This is a genomic window from Nocardia coubleae NBRC 108252 (assembly GCF_001612805.1).
Taxonomy (GTDB): Bacteria; Actinomycetota; Actinomycetes; order Mycobacteriales; family Mycobacteriaceae; genus Nocardia; species Nocardia coubleae.
In genome coordinates this window covers 1,184,894-1,199,058 of the sequence record NZ_BDBD01000011.1, presented here as the reverse complement: position 1 = coordinate 1,199,058, position 14,165 = coordinate 1,184,894, and the positions used below count along the sequence as shown (strand labels likewise).

At 67.2% G+C, this 14,165-nt stretch carries 14 protein-coding genes; 4 read left to right on the top strand and 10 right to left on the bottom strand.

From position 1 onward, the window contains the following. Window positions 1–68 precede the first annotated feature (68 nt). The gene (locus tag NCO8_RS14540; RefSeq protein ID WP_067639725.1) at window positions 69–1,172 is read left to right on the top strand and encodes an AI-2E family transporter; all 1,104 of its coding nucleotides are present in this window, start codon (window positions 69–71) and stop codon (window positions 1,170–1,172) included. A gap of 6 nt (window positions 1,173–1,178) precedes the next feature. Here NCO8_RS14540 and NCO8_RS14535 read toward each other — a convergent pair whose 3' ends face one another. After that, a complete protein-coding gene (locus NCO8_RS14535; protein WP_067640205.1) occupies window positions 1,179–2,237 on the bottom strand; it encodes a protein kinase family protein in 1,059 nt (352 codons plus the stop codon). Between the two features lie 192 nt (window positions 2,238–2,429). Here NCO8_RS14535 and NCO8_RS14530 point away from each other — a divergent pair, with 192 nt between their 5' ends. Both NCO8_RS14530 and NCO8_RS14525 read left to right on the top strand, forming a co-directional pair. Continuing rightward, window positions 2,430–4,658 carry an ATP-binding protein gene (locus NCO8_RS14530; protein ID WP_245655358.1) on the top strand — a complete coding sequence of 743 codons (2,229 nt, stop codon included), beginning with the start codon at window positions 2,430–2,432 and terminating at the stop codon, window positions 4,656–4,658. Between the two features lie 129 nt (window positions 4,659–4,787). Continuing rightward, complete coding sequence (locus tag NCO8_RS14525) at window positions 4,788–5,582, top strand: IclR family transcriptional regulator (protein WP_067639722.1); 795 nt, start codon at window positions 4,788–4,790, stop codon at window positions 5,580–5,582. Between the two features lie 60 nt (window positions 5,583–5,642). Here NCO8_RS14525 and NCO8_RS14520 read toward each other — a convergent pair whose 3' ends face one another. The 4 genes from NCO8_RS14520 to NCO8_RS14505 form a co-directional block, all read right to left on the bottom strand. Continuing rightward, window positions 5,643–6,545, bottom strand: coding sequence for a tyrosine-protein phosphatase (locus tag NCO8_RS14520; protein WP_245655357.1), 903 nt, complete (start codon window positions 6,543–6,545; stop codon window positions 5,643–5,645). A 122-nt stretch (window positions 6,546–6,667) separates the two neighbouring features. Beyond that, entirely contained in the window at window positions 6,668–7,492 is an 825-nt protein-coding gene (locus NCO8_RS14515) for a diacylglycerol kinase catalytic domain-containing protein (RefSeq protein ID WP_245655356.1), read from the bottom strand. Window positions 7,493–7,515: 23 nt separating this feature from the next. Then, complete coding sequence (locus tag NCO8_RS14510) at window positions 7,516–8,460, bottom strand: SPFH domain-containing protein (RefSeq protein WP_067640199.1); 945 nt, start codon at window positions 8,458–8,460, stop codon at window positions 7,516–7,518. A 110-nt stretch (window positions 8,461–8,570) separates the two neighbouring features. Next, window positions 8,571–8,966 (bottom strand): hypothetical protein, encoded by a 396-nt coding sequence (locus NCO8_RS14505; protein WP_067639720.1) that lies wholly within the window; start codon window positions 8,964–8,966, stop codon window positions 8,571–8,573. 322 nt (window positions 8,967–9,288) lie between these two features. Between NCO8_RS14505 and NCO8_RS14500 the strand changes: the two genes are divergently transcribed. Continuing rightward, window positions 9,289–9,564 carry a DUF4345 family protein gene (locus NCO8_RS14500; RefSeq protein ID WP_245655355.1) on the top strand — a complete coding sequence of 92 codons (276 nt, stop codon included), beginning with the start codon at window positions 9,289–9,291 and terminating at the stop codon, window positions 9,562–9,564. 52 nt (window positions 9,565–9,616) lie between these two features. Here the strand turns inward: NCO8_RS14500 and NCO8_RS14495 are convergent, their stop codons facing one another. The 5 genes from NCO8_RS14495 to NCO8_RS14475 form a co-directional block, all read right to left on the bottom strand. Then, a complete protein-coding gene (locus tag NCO8_RS14495; RefSeq protein ID WP_245655354.1) occupies window positions 9,617–10,882 on the bottom strand; it encodes a serine hydrolase domain-containing protein in 1,266 nt (421 codons plus the stop codon). A 209-nt stretch (window positions 10,883–11,091) separates the two neighbouring features. Further along, window positions 11,092–12,561: a phospholipase D-like domain-containing protein gene (locus NCO8_RS14490; RefSeq protein ID WP_067639717.1), complete on the bottom strand. Its 1,470-nt coding sequence runs from the start codon at window positions 12,559–12,561 to the stop codon at window positions 11,092–11,094. A gap of 75 nt (window positions 12,562–12,636) precedes the next feature. Continuing rightward, a complete protein-coding gene (locus NCO8_RS14485) occupies window positions 12,637–12,852 on the bottom strand; it encodes a hypothetical protein (RefSeq protein WP_067639715.1) in 216 nt (71 codons plus the stop codon). Window positions 12,853–12,879: 27 nt separating this feature from the next. After that, entirely contained in the window at window positions 12,880–13,278 is a 399-nt protein-coding gene (locus NCO8_RS14480) for a hypothetical protein (RefSeq protein WP_067639713.1), read from the bottom strand. Window positions 13,279–13,384: 106 nt separating this feature from the next. Beyond that, window positions 13,385–14,071 carry an esterase/lipase family protein gene (locus NCO8_RS14475; RefSeq protein ID WP_067494173.1) on the bottom strand — a complete coding sequence of 229 codons (687 nt, stop codon included), beginning with the start codon at window positions 14,069–14,071 and terminating at the stop codon, window positions 13,385–13,387. Window positions 14,072–14,165: the final 94 nt, after the last annotated feature.

The window sequence follows — 14,165 nt, the reverse complement described above, 5'->3', positions numbered from 1 at the left end:
CGACCGCGCGGCGAATTCACCCCGAACGGGTGATCCGGAGGCAGTGTGCACGGGATTAGCGTCGTCGCATGCACACCACGGACACGGTCCGGCAGTTTCCCGGTGCGGGTGGGTGGTCCATTCCCCGCGGTCTCGTCGTGCTGTTGTCGATCGCCGCGATCATCATCTGCGTCACGGGATTGAAAGCCTTCGCCGGTGTGGTCGGTCCGACATTTCTGGCCCTGATGCTCACCATCGCCGTGCAGCCGATCCAGGCCAGGGTGCAGCAGCGCGGTGGTCCGGCCTGGCTCGGCATGCTGCTCGCCTTCGGTGCGGTATTGCTCATTCTGGTGGGATTCGGTGGGGCGCTCGCGCTTTCGGTCGCACAATTGGCTTCGCGGCTACCGCAGTACACCGGCAGCCTCGACGATCTGCTCGACACCGTTCGTGGCTGGCTCGACGCCGCGGGCTTGAGTCACGACCAGATCCAAAAGGCTTTGCAGGGCATCGACCTCGGCAAACTCGTCGGTTTGCTCGACAACCTGCTCGGCGGTGTGGTCGGGGTGTTCTCGAATCTATTCTTCGTGGCCGCGCTGTTGCTGTTCATGGCGGTCGACGGGATGAGCATGCGGCCGAGGATGGCCGTGGTCGCGGTCGAACGACCCGCCATCGCCCAGGCACTCGGCAGTTTCGCGGCGGGCACCCGCAAATATCTGGTCGTTTCGACGGTGTTCGGTGCGATCGTGGCGGTGATCGACGGCGGTGCACTGTGGTTGCTCGGAGTGCCGTTACCGCTGCTGTGGGCGCTGCTGTCGTTCATCACCAACTACATCCCGAACATCGGCTTCATCATCGGCGTGATCCCACCCGCGCTGCTGGCTCTGCTCGACAGCGGACCGGTTCTGATGGTGTGGGTGATCGTGGTCTACAGCGTGATCAATTTCGTCATCCAGTCGATCATCCAGCCCAAATTCGTCGGCGACGCCGTAGGACTCGGCGTCACCATCACCTTCCTGTCCCTGGTGTTCTGGTCCTGGGTACTCGGCGGCCTCGGGGCCATCCTCGCCATCCCCCTCACCCTCCTGGTGAAAGCCCTCCTCCTCGACATCGACCCCTCCACCCGCTGGGCCGACGTCCTGATCGGCGGCCCACTCCCGAAGAAGAGGAACAGCGCTGCCGACACATCCACCTGAAGGCACTCAGCCGCCGCACAGTCGCCTGATCTCCTCGTCCGGATACGGCGTGCGCCGAGTCGTCTGCTGGAACGCGCGCATGAACGCCGACATCGTGGCGGCGACCGGTGCGTGCCGGGTGATGATTGCGGCGGCTCCGTCCGGAATTCCTGTCGCGGGTTCGCCGTCGGCGATGTCGCGCACCATCGTGAGGCGCTTCTCCCGGTCTTCCCGGCGGAGTCCGTACAGCGCGGTGAGCAGCCAGTTCACCAGGTAGGTAGCGGTGAAACCGCGGTCGTAGCTCTGGTTCCGGGCGAAGAACACGGCTTCGTGCGGTGAGAGGTCGAAGCCGGAGGCGAGCGCGAGACCGTAGTCGGCGAAGTAGAGGCGTCGACCGTCGGTCAGGATGTTGTGGAAGTGCGCGTCGAGGTGCAGCAGTCCACGGCTGTTCATGAACGCGGTGCCATCCGCCAGTTCTCGTTCCACCATGGCGCAGGCCTGATCGGTGGCCTCTGCGCCTGCCTCGATCCGGGCGTCGAGCCACTCGTGCAGGGTGTGTGGGATGTACTCCAGGAACAGCGCGATGCTCGCCGAAGAGTCCCGGACAGCTTCGATCCGTCGGCGTACCTGCGGCCGGTCGTCCCAATAGGCGACGACGCGATCGATGTCGGCAAGCTCGTCCGGCAGTGGGGTGGTGTCGGGCAGCACCCGCCAGTGGTACATCAACGGAAAGCCCGCGTGTTCGGCGGCCAGCACCCAGTTCGTCGTCATGATGTGCACGGCGAGCTCGCGCCAGGCCCCGAACCCCGCCCCACCGATGAGGCCGACGCCGTAGTGGTAGAACTGCGGCAGATCGAACAGATTCGCCGTTGACCGGACGTGCTCCGGCTCCCGTTCCAGGTCGGTGAGTGGCACCCGCTTCACGAAAACCGGTGTCCCGGCAACCTCGAGCAGCGCCGACTTCCCGCCGATCCCGGTGCCGACCGGCGTGGCCGCGTCGACGAGTTGGCGCAAGGCGTGATCGCTGTGCAGGGCGAGGGCGGTGGCGACAGCACTGTGAGCGTCGAGGCGGGCCGGGCGCGACATGTCCGGGTGCTCATCCACTTGGTTGCCCGTGCTTCGCCCGGCTCGATGTGAGAAGTCCCCGCCCATCCCGCGAGCGTACCGATGGCCTTCCGATCAGCGTCGCGGTCCGCCTGTGTACTGGAACGCCGTGTGCGACAGTGGGGTGTGAGCAGGCGGGTGTCGGGGAATCTTCCGGCGGAGGTGACCAGCTTTGTGGGGCGCGACGATGATGTCGCCGCGGCCAGGAAGCTGCTCGGGGGGACGCGGTTGCTCACGTTGACCGGAGTGGGTGGGGTCGGCAAGACGCGGTTGAGCAGGCGGGTGGGGGAGGTGGCTCGGCGGGCGTTTCCCGACGGGGTGTGGCTGGTGGAGCTGGCGCATGTGAACGATCCGGGTCTTGTCGCGTCGACGGTGGCACGCGAGCTCGGATTGCGTGACGACATCAGTGCGCCGCTCACCGCCCTGACCGAGCACCTGGCCGACGCCGATCTCCTGCTGATCCTGGACAACTGCGAGCACGTGATCGACGCGTGTGCCGCGCTCGCGGACCGGCTGATCCCGGCGACCACCGGCCTGCGGATCCTCGCGACCAGCCGCGAGCCGCTCGGCGTCCCCGGCGAGCAGATTCTGCCCGTGGCCCCGCTGCCGGTGCCCGGCCCCGACCACGCCGATCTCGACAACCCGGCGACCCGCCTGCTGATCGACCGCGCCACCGCCGCGGACCCCAATTTCGCACGGCGCGAAGCCGATCCGGCGACACTGGTCGCGATCTGCCGCCGTCTCGACGGCATTCCGCTCGCCCTCGAGTTGGCGGCGCTGCGGATGCGGATGTTCACGCCCGAGCAGGTTCTTGCCCGCCTCGACGACGCGATGGGGCTGCTCACCACCGGGCCGCGCGCCGCACCCGAACGCCAGCAGACGCTGGCCTCGGCGATTCGCTGGAGCTACGACCTGTGTACACCGGACGAGCAAAGGCTATGGGAGCAGCTGTCGGTCTTCGCGGGCGGTGTCGACCTCGCCGCCGCCGAAGCGGTCTGTCACCTCGGCACACCGCGGACCCTGCTCGACGCGCTCACCGGGCTGGTCGACAAGTCCGTGCTGAGCTACGGTCCGGGCGTCGACGGCACGGGCCGGTACACGATGCTCGAGCCGCTGCGCCAGTTCGCCGGTGATCGTTTGCGGGCGCGCGGCGCCGAATACGCCGCCCGTAGAGCCCATCGCGAGTACTACTACCGCCTCGCGCGCCGCGGCCGCGACGAGTACTGGAGCTCCGCGGACACCACCTGGTTCGGTGATGTCGCCCGGGAACACGCCAATCTGCGTGCCGCGCTGCAGTTCTGCCTCGACGATCCCGCCGGGTCCCGGCGCGCGCTCGAGATCGCGACCGAGCTGTGGCCGTTCTGGGAGCACTGCCACCTGCTGCTGGAGGGTTACCGCTGGCTGTCGGAGGCACTGGCGAAGAACGCCGAACACACCGTCGTCCGAGCGAGGGCGCTGGCTGCCTGCGCGGTGATCGCAGCTATGCGCGGCGAGTCCGAGAAAGCGGCGGAATTCGCCGGAGCCGGTGCCGCGATCGCTGCCGAAACCGGGTCGGCGCGAGTGCGTTCCGAGGCCGAGATGGCCAGAGCCGTCTTGGTTTTCGGTGCGGGCGATCCGCGTGGCGCATTCGAGATCGCCCTGGCGGTGTCGGTCTGCGCGCGCGAGTGCACGCACCCGCGCGTGGAGATGGAGAGTCTGGCCTTCGCCGCTGTCTGCGCGCTGGCCCTCGACGACCCGCACGCCGCCGCCCTCACCGAGCAACTCCTGGCCGTGACCAGCGAACACGGCTCCCACCTGCTCGGCGGACTCGCCCATTGGGCGGTCGGCACCAAGCGACAGCGCGACGGTGATCAGCCCGGCGCGGTCGCGGCTCTCCGCCGATCGATCGAATTGTTCCGGCTCTTCGACCGGTGTGCCTGGATCGCCACCAGCGTCGACGGCCTGGCCTGGGCGGCCGCCGCCGACGGCGACCTCGAGCGTGCGGCACGGTTGATGGGTGCGGCGACAGCCGTCCGCCGGGGCAGCTCGCAACGACTCGCGCACGCGATGACCCAGCTCATCGGCCGGCGGATCCGCGAACAGGTCGAGAACGCACTCGGCGCGCGGGAGTTCGCCGCCTGCTTCGACGCGGGCGCCGCGCTCACCGCCGAGGACGCCGTCGACTACGCGACAGGCAGCGAACCGTCGACGGTCACCGCCGTCCACACGGGACTGGAAGTGCTGACCCGAAGGGAGCGCGACGTGGCGATGTTGATCGCCCGCGGTTACGGCAACCGCCGGATCGCGCAGGAACTGGTGATCTCGGTCCGCACCGCCGAGAGCCACGTCGACCACATCCTCACCAAACTGGGCTTCACCTCCCGCACCCAGATCGCCGCCTGGGTGAGCCGACTCACCGCCTGATGTCGCGAAATCGAGTTCTGGTGAGGTGATCTCCGTAGTCCTCACGCACGACTTCCGTAGTTTCCGCGATTCCCGCGCGCCGCCGGACCGGCACAGTGATGCCCACAGCGAACAGCAGTGAGGTGAGGCATGACCGTCGACGAACGCGTCGCGCCACGGACAACGGCGCACACCGGCCACGCACCGGTCTCGATGATCGAGCGGATGACCCTGATCCTGGACAGCTTCGACGGACCCGTGCCGATGCGCACCCTGATCGACGTCGCCGAACGCACCGGTCTGCCCCGTTCGAGCGTGCACCGCATCATCGATCAGATGATCCGGCTGCGCTGGCTCGCGCACGCACCCGGCGGCTACCGGCTGGGCACCCGGGCACTGGAACTCGGCGGACTCGCCATCGAACACAACGAGATCCGCGACGCGATGGGACCACTGCTGCACGAATTGTGCCGAACCACCGGCATGGTCGCGCACCTCGGCGTGCTCGACGGACCCGAGGTGCTCATCATCGACAAAGTGGTCGGTCGCGGCGGTGTCGGTATCCCGACCCGCCTCGGCGGCCGCATCCCCGCGCACTGCACTGCCGTCGGCAAGGCACTGCTGGCCACGCTCCAGCCGAGTGTCATCGAAATGGCCTTCCCCCACCATCTTTCGCGCCGCACCTCCCGCACCATCGCTCTCCGTGGCGAACTGCACCGCGAACTGGACCGCGTGCGGAACCATCAGGGAGTCGCCCTCGATCGTGAGGAGTCGATTACCGGGATCGTGTGCGTCGGGGTTCCGATCAGGGTCGACGGTGGGATCGCCGCGCTGTCGCTGTCCGGGCGGATCGGTGGGCAGCATCCGCCGGGCACCGCCAAGCTGGCCCGGATCCTGCTCGACGCCGCCGAAGCCGCGCGAGCGATCAGTCCCCGGCACGAATAGGTGGTGGGTCACGGCTCGTGCGGCCATGACCCACCACGCGGGCACAGTTCTCGATACCGGTCAGCCGACGAGGTTCTTCCGCAATTTCACCAGCGTCATCCCGTCGATACCGAGGCCGTCGGTAAGGAATTTGCCGAAGCTGCCGTAGTCCTGTTCCAATTTCCGCACCGCGGTGTCGAGATATTCGGTGCGGACTTCCTGCAGCGGGATGAGTAGATCGGGGTTCTGCATATAGCCGGCCTGTTTCACCTGCTCCCGTAGTTTCGCATCCGCGGCGGCACGGAATTCGTTGGAGCGCAGATAATCCTGGCGGGCGGTCTGCTCGGGGACGCCGACCGCGCGCAACACCACATAGGTGAGGAACCCGGTCCGATCCTTACCGGACGTGCAGTGATAGAGCAGAGCACCGTCGGTGGCCGCGAGTTCACGAACGGTCGCACCGAACGCGGCACGCGAGGCGTCGGTGAGGAAACTGGCGTAGACACCGCTCATGATCCGTTCGGCCCCACCGTTACCCAATACTTCCTGCTGACGCTGTGGGTCCTTGGACTGGATGATCTGCATCATCTGGACGAACAATCCGGTGTCGTCGACAGGTCGGGCAACCAGGGGTACCCCGGCGGGCAATCGGTCGGCCCCCATGAATTGCACCTCCCCGGGGGTGCGGAGGTCGACCACGGATTTCAGATTGCGCCCGGCCAGGGTGGCCACATCGCCATCGGTCAGCTTGGGCAAGGCGTCGGCGCGAATCGCCTTGCCGGACTTGACAGTTGCCCCGTCGTATGTGCGGTAGCCGCCGATATCGCGGACATTGACCGCCCCTTGCAGGGATATCTGCCCGCCCGAACTCGGAACCGCCACAGCGGGTGCCGACGGCAATGCGGCGGTGCTCACGAGCGCGAGGGAGGCCAGCGCGGTGGTCATCACGGAGACGATGATGCGTTTCGTGCGAATTGCTTTCACATCGAAAACGGTATTTATTTCCCCGTCTCCGCCAGGTTCCACAATCAATGGCCGGGATTGTGTCTTGACACGCAGCCTCTGATTCTTCCGCCTCCACGGTAGCGACGGCCGACTGTCCTACTTCAACGCACCAGGCGCAGACTGGTGGTGGCGAGGCCGACGCTGAGCCGCTGGCCCCAGCCGAGACGTAGTGCGTCGTGCTCGATGCCGTCGCCGAAGGCCACCAGTCCGTCGGACTCCACGTCGATGTGCAGGCTTTCGCCGGTGATCTCGCCTTCGGTGTGCGCGATCCCGGTGGCCGGTGACGGCCACGCCTCCCGGACGAACCAGACGAGTCTGCGCTCGGTGGGATGAGGAAGGGCGACAGGGCTTTTCCGTTCGCGGTGAGCCGACAGGCACCAGCCTGTCGCACCCGTACCGCTGCCCACGAGGATGCCCGACGATGCCTGGCGCTCGTCGCGGAGGCGGTACCGGCTGGTCTGGTGGCTCGGATGGCCGATGTAGATCTCGTTGAGCGCGCGCAGGGTCGCGCCGTCGTCCGTTCTCGCCTCGACCATCGTGCGGTCCTCGGTGTTACCGGTGCTGTGCAGGAGTTCGGTCGCGTCGGCGGGGGAGTGCTTGGCGAGCACGCCCGGTTCCGGGCTGATGCCGATGACGGGCTGGCCGTCGAGGTACTTGGCCACGTTGGCGACCAGCCCGTCCTGCCCGACGATCACCACGATGTCCTCGGGGGCGAACAGGAACCGCGACAGGTCTTCCCGCTCGACCGTGCCGCGCCGCCAGTCGAGCGGAATGGCCGCACTGACCTCGGCGATCGCCGCGCGGGTCCGCCGGTCGCGTTCCACCACCTCGTCGAGTGACCGGCCGCGCGAGTTCAGGAAGAACTCCACCTGCCCGCGCGTCCCGTGCCGCGCCAGCAGCTCCGACAGCTCGGTTCGCCTGTGCACCAGTACGATTCGCGGCGCCAGGCTCATCGGGTGAACCGTTGCAGGATCGGCGCGATCATGTCCGGCGTCAGGGTGAGGCTGCCGATCTCCGGCAGGTTGCCCGCGAGTTCCTTCGCCGCCAACGCGTACAGCGTCTCCCGCGGGACGTCCCGGTAGGCATCCAGGCGCGCCTTCTCGCCGGCCGCCTCGGCCTCGGCGAGCTTGCGGATCCCGTCGGCCTTGGCGTCGACGGCGATCCGGTCGGCCCTGGCCTGACTCTCGGCCTTCTCCAGCGCGTTCGCGCCACGCTGGACCACCAGGAGCTCCTCCCGTTTCGCCAGTTCGATCTGGTTCTGCAGTTCGTTCTCGCTGATCGCGCGCTCGCGTTCGACGGCGAGCGCGCGCCGTTCGTAGGTCGCCCGGTCCGCTTCCTGCTGGACCTTCTCGCGGACCGTGGTCTGGAGCGCCTTCTCCATCTCCGCGTCGGGGCGGATCGCGACCACGCGGACGTCGATGATCTCCAGCCCGATGTGGGCCGCGGTCAGATTGCGGGTGGCTTCCTTGACCTTTTCGACGCCGGTGCGGATGGCGGTCTCGAGATCGAGCGTAGCGAGCACCTCGAGGGCGTGTTGCTGGGTGTTTTCGGTGAGGGTGTTGGCGATCTGGCTCAGCGGGTCCTGCCGCAAGGTCCCCGTGTCGGGGTCGATCGAGAAGTCGATCCGGCTCGTCGTCGTCGCGGGATCGGTGCAGCGGTAGGTGACCGTCAGCTGGACCGTGACGTCCTGATGGTCGTGCGTGCGGGCGTGGAAGAGCATCGGCAGCTCTCGGTCGTCCACCGGAACCTCGCTGAGCACCGCCGTGCTCGGGCGGAACCAGAAGCTCAGCCCTGTGCCGTCGTGCAGCAGCTTGCCCTTGCGGACGTGTCTGACGTGCACTGTCGGGGCTCCCCTGAGGTGCCGCAGTCCCGGGTAGCTGCTGATGTCGGCCATCGCCTTCTCCTTCATTATGGTCATAGTGACCATAACAGGACCGGCGGCAGCCGTCGAGGGCTGTGCGTGATCCGGGAAGCTGCGCACAGCCCTTACGGTTCCGGCCGCCGTCAGGCCAGGGCGGCGGTGATCTTGGCGGCCATCGCGGTCACCGCGGGCGTGGGGTCCTTCTTGGTGTGGGTAGCGGCCTGGACGGCGACGAGGACGGTGTCGCGGAAGTTGTCGGCCTCGGCGGGGTCATGGGCGTCGAGCAGTTCCACCGCGGCCGTCAGGGCAGGCAGGACATGATCGGCGAACTCGGCGACAGTCTTGCCCGGCAGATGGATATCGCGCGACTTGGCCGAGAGCACATGCCCGACAAGCCCGGTCGCCGAGGTCAGCGCGGTGGTGCCCTGGGAGACGGCCTTGTGCGGCGCGCCCGCGGCGGCAATGAGCGAGACTGCGCCGTAGGCGGCGGTGCGCAGGGTGGCCTTGTCTTGGTCGGTCAGGGAAGCGGTGGTGATCATGTCGTGTTCCTCGTTTCGCTTGTGGCCCCGCCCTTTTCGGCGGGCCCGCCTTCTTCGATGAACACACTCTGTCGGCCGTCACTGACACGAGCCTGACGTCCTCCTGACACCTCCACTGACACGGTCCGCCCGCGTGGATCACCACGAGCATCGAAGACAGCGGCTACCGTGATCCTGTTCGGCAGTTGTCAAACAAGGGGGATGGGGATGCGCGTATTTCAGGTATGGCTTCGTGTTTTCGGCGTTGCCGTGGTCGGTATCGCGTTGGCGCACTTGCTGTTCGGTCAGTCGACCTACATCGGTGGCGGCGAGGAATGCCACCATGGAGTCGGATCTGCGTTTCTACAGCGTGCTCTTCGCCGCGTACGGTGCGGCGTTCGTCTGGGCCGCGGCCGATATCGTCGGGCGCGCCCGGGTGATCGACGCGCTGGGGCTGTTGTTCTTTCTCGGTGGGCTGGCCAGGATCCTGGCATGGGCCGTTGCCGGAGCGCCGCACGGGTTCTACGTCCTGATGATTCCCGTCGAATTGCTGGTCCCGGTGGCGCACGCGGTTCTCGTGCGGCGTTTCGAACGTGTAGCGAACCCGGTTCCCGCTTAGGTCTCGGCCGCAAGCGCCGCGCACGGCGGAATGCGTCGGGCTCGCGGCATCGTCACCGGGGCATCGTGGTCGGGCCGGTGGGCGCGATCGTTGCGTCGGTGTCGGGCGCGGCCGGGCTGTCCGGCGCCGGTTCGTTGCCGTAGAAGACCGGCAGCATGGCTTTGGCCAGGACGAGGGCCGAACCCTCGCCCGACGGCACTGTCGCGAGGTTCGTGGCGACCACGATCGTGAGGTCCGAGGCGGGGTCGTGTCCCATGAAGGTCATGTATCCGGGGATCTGACCGTCGTGCCCGAACAGATGCTTGCCGAATCGGACGATGCCGAGTCCGTAGCCGGCGACGTCGGGGGCGGCGGGGTCGATGGGTTGGATGCTGTCCATCCGGATTCGCTGCTGCTGCTCGTCGAGCATGTCGCCCTCGACGAGTGCCCGCACGTACGTCGCCATATCGCCTGCCGTCGCGATCGCGGCACCGGCGGTCCACGTCCACGACGGGCTCGCGTCGGTGGCGTTGCCGGGTCGCAGCGTGCCCGCGAGGGCGGCGGCCTGCTCCTCGGGTGGCAGGGCGAAGGTGTCGATGGTGGAGACATTGGTGCCGAACGCGTAGCCCTGCGGGTGCGGGTCGGGGATCGAGTTGTCCGTCGCGGCGGGCATCGAGGTGTGCTTCAGGCCGAGCGGTTCGAAGATCCGCTTCTGGAAATTCTCGGCAGCCGACATCTGCGTGACCTTCTCGATCACGAGGCCGAGCAGGATCGTATTGGTATTGCTGTACTCGAATTTCTCCCCCGGCGCGAAATTCACGGGATGGGAGAAGGCGATCGCGAGCATCTCCTCGGGCGTCCACACCTTGTCCGGGTCGCTGTCCAGTGTGGCATTGAATTCCGGGTCGAACGTGTAACTGTATAGCCCACTGCGCATTTCGGAGAGCTGTGCGATGGTAATCTGGTCCCCGTTCGGTACTCCCGGCCAGTATTTGCCGATCGGGTCCTCGAGCGCGAGCTTTCCCTCCTGCACCAACTGCAGGATGACCGTCGAGGTCATGGTCTTGGTGTTGCTGCCGATCCGGAAGTAGTCGTCCGCCGACAGGGGATCGTCGGCACCGATGACGCGGGTGCCGAACGTCTCGGTCCAGTCGCCTTCCTTCGGCGATTTGACGACAACGACAGCTCCGGGAATGACGTTGTCCTTCATGAGCTGGGTGATCATCGGCCGGAGGGTGGCCGCGTACGCGGGTTCGGCCTGTGCACCGGCCGATGTGCCGGTGGTATCGCCGCCGGAATCCGACGACGTTCCGCAGGCCGTGGCGATGAACAAACTCACGGTCGCGACAAACACTGCGAAACTCGTCCGGTGACCCATGATTCTCCGATCAGCGTGTGCTCGGGAGGGGTGTTTCGCGCTGTGCAATCCAACTCTGCTCCGTGTGAACCGAGGAAGCAATCAAGACCCGGTAACAGTGGAATGGCGCGCGACCAGCGTCGTAACGCGTATTCTCACCGCCCGGTTCCCTGAGTCGAACCGCCCCGCGCTTATCGAGTCGGCCCCGGGCGGCGAATGCCTCTCGGAAAAAGACTGTCCCACAATCTCGCCGGTGTGCGTTCGGGGTCCATCAGTTCGCTTTCGGCCAGCGGGCTGTCCTCGTCGGCGACGGTTTCGGGCTCGAATCGGATCAGGGTCCGGCCTTCGCCGCGCAGCGCTTCGACGGTGCGAACGAGCGAGGACGTTTCGGCGAGGGTGGCGTCGAACTTGGCCGGGTCGGTGTCGAGGTGTTCGCAGAGCAGGCGGCGGCGGATGCCGAGAATGGTTTCGCGCAGGACCTCGCCGTCGGGGGTGGCGGGCGTGACCTCGACGGCGAGGTCGCACTCGGTGTCGAAACCCATCGACCGGTTGTTGAGGTTCGACGACCCGACCCGAAGCAGGCGGTCGTCCACCACCAGCACCTTGGCATGGACGTAGATGGGCGCACCGTCGGCGGTGACGGGGTAGTACACACCGAGCCGCTGCTCGGTGTCGGCTTTCCACAGCAGATGCAGCAGGCGTCGGCGGGCACCGTCCATGGCCAGTTGCTCGAGCCAGCCGTCGGCGTGCCGGGGGAGGACCAGCACGATCTCCGGGCCGTCCGGTTCGCGCAGGCGGGCGGCGATCGCCTCGGCGAGGGTGCGCGAAGCCAGGTACTGGCTCTCGATGTACAGCGAACGGGTCGCGCCCGCGATCGCCGCGAGATACAGCGCCTCGATCTCGCGGACCTCGGCGCGGTCGGCGAGTTCGGGAAGGGTTCGGGCGATCCCCACGTCCACGGACCGCATCGTCGGCTCCAGCCCCGCCGGCCACGGCGTTTCCCCGGCGATCTCGTCGACCGGGGCCAGTTCCTGCCCGGTCGCCGCCTTCCACCTGGCTCTGGCCAGCTCGCCGATCGCCTTCGCGGCGGCGCCGTCCACCGCGGTGGTCGCGTCGTGCCACGGGCCGTAGCGGCGGCCGTTCGGTGCGGTTCGGTAGGCGTTGTCGTCGCGGTGGTCACTGGTGTCCCAGCGGTCGACGGTCATGTCGATGCCGCCGCAGAACGCGAGCTGGTCATCGATCACGATGATCTTCTGATGATGCGCCGAGCCGATCGGATGCGCGCCGTCCATTTCGAAGTGCAGCCGCCGGTCGGTGAGCCAGTTGGCGACGAAGATCGGTGTCATCCCCCGGCCGATCGCGGCGAACGCGCCGACATTCCACTTCAGCAGATAGATGTCGAGGTCCGGCCGTTGTTTCGGCAGCCACGACAGGAATTTGCCCAATCGGTCCGGCCCGTCGAGGGTCTTCTCCTGCGGTTCGAACTTGATCCGGGTGTCGAAGTCCCAGCCGATCAGAACGATGCGTTTGCGCGCCCGCAGCATCGCGGATTTGGCGTAGCGGAAGTAGTCGGCCGCGTCGATGATGCAGGCCAGGCGGTCGGCTCGGGCGATCTGCCAGCAGGTCTGGCCGGGGGTGAGGATGTGCGGCACGTCGTTCATCTGTGGTCAGCCCCCTCGTCCAGCACACGTTCGGCGCAAGTGAACGATACTTGCCGGACGCCGGGGGCCGACGCGTCAGGACCGCCGATCCCCGGCCAGGATCTCGTCGATCTCGTCGAGACGGGTTTGGATGAGCGCCTTCTCTTCCCGCGCCTCGACGTATTCCTCACCGTCCGCGGCACTTCCGACGTGCTGGACGCGTTCGATCGACTCGCTCAACTTCGCTCGTCTGTCGAGCAGTTCCGCGCGTTCTTCGCGTAGGCGGGTGGAATCGGCGTCGGCCGATGTCATGGCGACCTCCTCATGGGTTCGGCTTGGTCAGGCTTTCGGCGTCTGCTCGGGCTGGTCGTCCGCGGTCCGCGCCCGCTTACGGTCCGGGTCGAGCCGGTCCGCGCGTTCCCGTTCCTTGTCCAGCTCGGCTCGTGAATCCGCGGCGTCGCTGTGGTGCACCTGGGCCTGCTGAGCGAGCTGTTCGGCCTGCGCGGCCTTGGCGTCCGCTTCGGCCTGCACCGCGCGGCTCCTGGCGGCGAGCTCCTCCGCCCGCGCCTCCCGCTGCCCGACCTCGAGTTCCTGCCCCGCCACTCGTTCCCGGATTCCGGCCGCTTCGACCCGGTGGTGTTCACGCCGCTTACGCAGCAGCGCCGCGACGACGCCGGCCAGCACGGCGACTATCAGAACAGCGACGACGATCGTCACGATCCAACTGGTGGTGCTCATGGGTCTACTCCTCGCATCCCGCCCCTTTTGTCCTTACTGCACGGGACTACCCAGCCTGCGAAAGACAAACGACCGTCGGTGGCCTGGAAGGGGCGGGGCGGGGCCGCTACCTCACGAAATCACGTACTCCTTCGTACACCTGTGCCGAGGACAGCAGGGGGAGATGGCCGAGGCAGGCCGTGCGGGTGTTGGTGGCGCCGTTGAGGATTGTGCTCTCATCCGGGTTGATGATCTCGTCGCACGGTGACCACCAGGTCCCGTAGTTCACCCGGCCCGGTGTTTCGTCGCCGCTGTTGAGGTCGGTGAGGAAGGCCGAACCGGCCCGCATCTCCACACAGGAGACGTCGTAACAACTGTTGCTGGTGTCGGTGCCGTGATTGGGTCCGCCGAGGGAGACCCAGTCGTCGACGAGGTCGAGGCCGCCCAGATTCCTCAGGTACCAGCGGCTGTTGAGGCCACCCATCGAGTGCGTGACGATGTCGACCTTCGCGGCGCCGGTTCGCGCCCGCAACGCGTCGGCCTGCGCCTGCACCTGCACCGCGATGTCCTTGTTCGACTGGGTGCTGTCGTAGGTGAACCGCGCGAGCCGATCGGTGGAGTACCCGTCGTTCAGGAACCGTCCCCACATGTAGTCCCAGTTCGCGGCCGAACCCCGCCACCCGTGGACGAAGAGGATGGGATCTCGTGCGGGCGCGGCGGCGGCGGGTGGCGCTACCGCGCAGAACGCGGCGGCGGTTGTGACAACAGCGATCGCCGCCACCCGAAGGCGGTGCGACAGGGACAAGGCGAACATCAAACGACTCCGATCTGCTCGTTGAGCGGCGAGCAGACAGAAGGTAGCGCCGCGAGGCATTCACCTCGGGCAGATTCCGAGAATTCGCACCAGC

Excerpts from the sequence above, each read along its gene's own strand:
- NCO8_RS14505 (WP_067639720.1), bottom strand. The coding sequence starts at position 8,966 with ATGATCACCACCGCTTCCCTGACCGACCAAGACAAGGCCACCCTGCGC.
- NCO8_RS14525 (WP_067639722.1), top strand. The coding sequence starts at position 4,788 with ATGACCGTCGACGAACGCGTCGCGCCACGGACAACGGCGCACACCGGC.
- NCO8_RS14535 (WP_067640205.1), bottom strand. The coding sequence starts at position 2,237 with ATGTCGCGCCCGGCCCGCCTCGACGCTCACAGTGCTGTCGCCACCGCC.
- NCO8_RS14485 (WP_067639715.1), bottom strand. The coding sequence starts at position 12,852 with ATGACATCGGCCGACGCCGATTCCACCCGCCTACGCGAAGAACGCGCG.
- NCO8_RS14510 (WP_067640199.1), bottom strand. The coding sequence starts at position 8,460 with ATGGCCGACATCAGCAGCTACCCGGGACTGCGGCACCTCAGGGGAGCC.
- NCO8_RS14500 (WP_245655355.1), top strand. The coding sequence starts at position 9,289 with ATGGAGTCGGATCTGCGTTTCTACAGCGTGCTCTTCGCCGCGTACGGT.
- NCO8_RS14475 (WP_067494173.1), bottom strand. The coding sequence starts at position 14,071 with ATGTTCGCCTTGTCCCTGTCGCACCGCCTTCGGGTGGCGGCGATCGCT.
- NCO8_RS14480 (WP_067639713.1), bottom strand. The coding sequence starts at position 13,278 with ATGAGCACCACCAGTTGGATCGTGACGATCGTCGTCGCTGTTCTGATA.
- NCO8_RS14490 (WP_067639717.1), bottom strand. The coding sequence starts at position 12,561 with ATGAACGACGTGCCGCACATCCTCACCCCCGGCCAGACCTGCTGGCAG.
- NCO8_RS14540 (WP_067639725.1), top strand. The coding sequence starts at position 69 with ATGCACACCACGGACACGGTCCGGCAGTTTCCCGGTGCGGGTGGGTGG.